General features: G+C 63.4%; 4 protein-coding genes and 1 tRNA gene. 2 read left to right on the top strand and 3 right to left on the bottom strand.

What is annotated here, in order from left to right:
• Window positions 1–318 precede the first annotated feature (318 nt).
• Window positions 319–684, top strand: coding sequence for a type II toxin-antitoxin system RelE/ParE family toxin (locus WCE35_RS18890; protein ID WP_424594847.1), 366 nt, complete (start codon window positions 319–321; stop codon window positions 682–684).
• A 41-nt stretch (window positions 685–725) separates the two neighbouring features.
• Window positions 726–1022, top strand: coding sequence for a HigA family addiction module antitoxin (locus tag WCE35_RS18885; protein WP_424594846.1), 297 nt, complete (start codon window positions 726–728; stop codon window positions 1020–1022).
• 192 nt (window positions 1023–1214) lie between these two features.
• On the opposite strand, the gene WCE35_RS18880 is transcribed toward WCE35_RS18885, so the two are convergent.
• The 3 genes from WCE35_RS18880 to WCE35_RS18870 all read right to left on the bottom strand — a co-directional run.
• Window positions 1215–1290 (bottom strand) — tRNA-Phe (locus tag WCE35_RS18880).
• Window positions 1291–1654: 364 nt separating this feature from the next.
• A complete protein-coding gene (yacG, locus tag WCE35_RS18875; RefSeq protein WP_424594845.1) occupies window positions 1655–1864 on the bottom strand; it encodes a DNA gyrase inhibitor YacG in 210 nt (69 codons plus the stop codon).
• Window positions 1854–2418, bottom strand: a 565-nt coding sequence (locus WCE35_RS18870; RefSeq protein ID WP_424594844.1) for a Maf-like protein, incomplete at its 5' end; no start/stop codon positions are given. The genes WCE35_RS18870 and yacG, both read right to left, overlap by 11 nt.

Below are 2418 nucleotides of genomic sequence, written 5' to 3'. Positions count from 1 at the left end.
CTGCGACGGTCGGTTAGACGGCGCCACAACGGCGCCGCGCGCGAACGACCCGGACAGGTAAGGTTGACCGGTTAGGTTAAGGCGCACTTTTCGGGATCATGCTTTGGATTGGCTGCGCCCACCTCAAAATATGAAAAACAACCCCATGCAAAGTAGCAGTTGTTGGCATGATGCCTTGAGCGATGGCGCGAAAACATTTGACTCGTCGGGCAAATCAGCGGCACTCCTCCATCATCCCGCGACCCGCAAGACACCCCATGCCCTGCCAGGCAAGGATGGCTCGTCCTGGATGGGCGTTGGTACATACCTGACCGCGTGATGCGCGAAGCATTCGCCAGTGGTATCTCATCGGGATACGAAAGCTTTGCAATACGTATCCCAATGGGATACGTATTGCTCATGATCAGGAGCTTCAGGGGGAAATTTGCCGAGCCGATCCTTCAGGGCCGGATGGTCCCGAAGGGTTTCCCGGCAAATCTCGCCAAGGTAGCTCGCCGAAAGCTGATTATGGTGGACGCCGCCGCCTTTCTTGAGGCCTTGAACTCGCCTCCCGGCAACCGCCTTGAAGCTCTTAAAGGCGATTTAGCGGGTAAGCACTCGATCCGCATCAACGATCAGTGGCGGATCGTGTTCAGATGGACCGATCCGGGTCCCGAAGACGTGGAGATAATCGGCTATCACTAGTCAGACCGGCCCGAATGTGGCCACCGAACAGGAGTTCGCGCATGGCAAAGAAACTTCCGCCGATTCATCCCGGCGAAATCCTGCGGGACGAATTTCTCGTTCCGCTCAAGCTGACACCCTACGCGGTCGCGGCCGCGCTGGACGTGCCGCGCACCCGGATCGAACGCATCGCGCGCGAAGAAAAGCCCGTTACGGCCGACACCGCGCTGCGGCTCGGCAAGTTCTTCAAGACCGGCGCCGCATTCTGGATGAACATTCAGGCGCGCTTCGATCTCGAAACGGCCGAAGACGTGCTCGCGCCGCAGATCAAGAAGATCGCGTCTTACGACGCGGCGTGAGAGCGATGCAAGTCGCACGTACCGAGTATCTTGTAACCGATAGCTACCCGACGCGACGTCCGAAGCCTGGCTTGGACGGCCAGATATCCTTCCGCCGCGAATGCTTTCAGCGCCGCTGACCTTCGCCGCATCGGGTTAAACCGCGAACGAAATCCGCTCAGGGTTCGCCGTTTTATTCTGAATGGCACCTAATGGTGCCCAGGGGCGGAATCGAACCACCGACACTGCGATTTTCAGTCGCATGCTCTACCAACTGAGCTACCTGGGCACTGCCCTAGCCTCAAGGCCCGGGAGCGCCGGTTTATAGTCAGGCGGGGCGGCGCTGTCCACCCGGCTTCGCCGACCTGTCCGGCGTAGCCCGAAGGGCGAAGACGGAAGGCTACGCCGGGCGCGGCCCCGCTTCGCCTGCCTGCCCGGCATAGCCCGAAGGGCGACGACAGACGGCTATGCTGGGCGCGGCCCCGCTTCGCCTTCACTGCTAAATTGCTGGGAAATCGCGCTTATTCGGTCACGATCGGCACGCGCTGTCGGGTCGTCACCGCGAGCGCGCCGCCCGCGATAGGGGATGTGCGTCATCTCGGCCCAGCCAGCCGCGGCGAGGTGCACACGCATGCGAACGCGCGCATGTCGCTCTATTCCGCGTCGTCCTCGTCGTCCTCGGCGGCGGGAATGACGTAGGAGCCTTTCAGCCAGCGGTTCAGATCGACGTCGCGGCAGCGCGGGGAACAAAATGGCAGCGTCGGCCCGGAGGCGGGCCTGCGGCAGATCGGGCAGCGTTTTACGGCCGCCTTGTTCGCGGCCGCCTTGCCGGAGCCGCCATCGTCTGGCGGCTTAGCTGGCATTCAGCCAGCCGAAGCGGACGGGAAAACCTTCCCCGCCGAGCAGCGTGACCACTTCGTAGAGCGGCAACCCGACCACGTTGCTGTAGGAGCCCACCATCTTGACGACGAACGATCCGGCGATGCCCTGCACCGCATAGCCGCCGGCCTTGCCGCGCCATTCGCCGGAGCCGATATAGGCCTGGATGTCGTCCTCGCTGAGCCGCTTGAAGCGCACGCGGGTTTCGATCAGCCGCTGGCGAAAGGTCTCCTTCGGCGTCACCAGGCAGATCGCGGTGTAGACGCGATGATTGCGCCCCGACAGCATCCGCAGGCATTGCGCGGCTTCGTCGACCAGATTGGCCTTGGGCAGGATGCGCCGGCCGACCGCGACCACGGTGTCGGCGGCCAGGATGAAGGCGCCGCGCAGATCGTCATCGAGCTGAATGGATTTCAGCGCGGCGTCGGCCTTGGCGCGGGCGAGCCGATTGGCGCAGGCGCGCGGCAGCTCGCCGCGCCGCGGCGTCTCATCGACATCGGCCGGACGCAGCGCGTCGGGCTCGATGCCGGCCTGGTTG

Origin of the sequence: Bradyrhizobium sp., assembly GCF_049691595.1 — a bacterium.
GTDB lineage: Bacteria > Pseudomonadota > Alphaproteobacteria > Rhizobiales > Xanthobacteraceae > Bradyrhizobium.
Note: the sequence above shows the minus strand (reverse complement) of the source record. Positions and strands in the feature narration are given on the sequence as shown.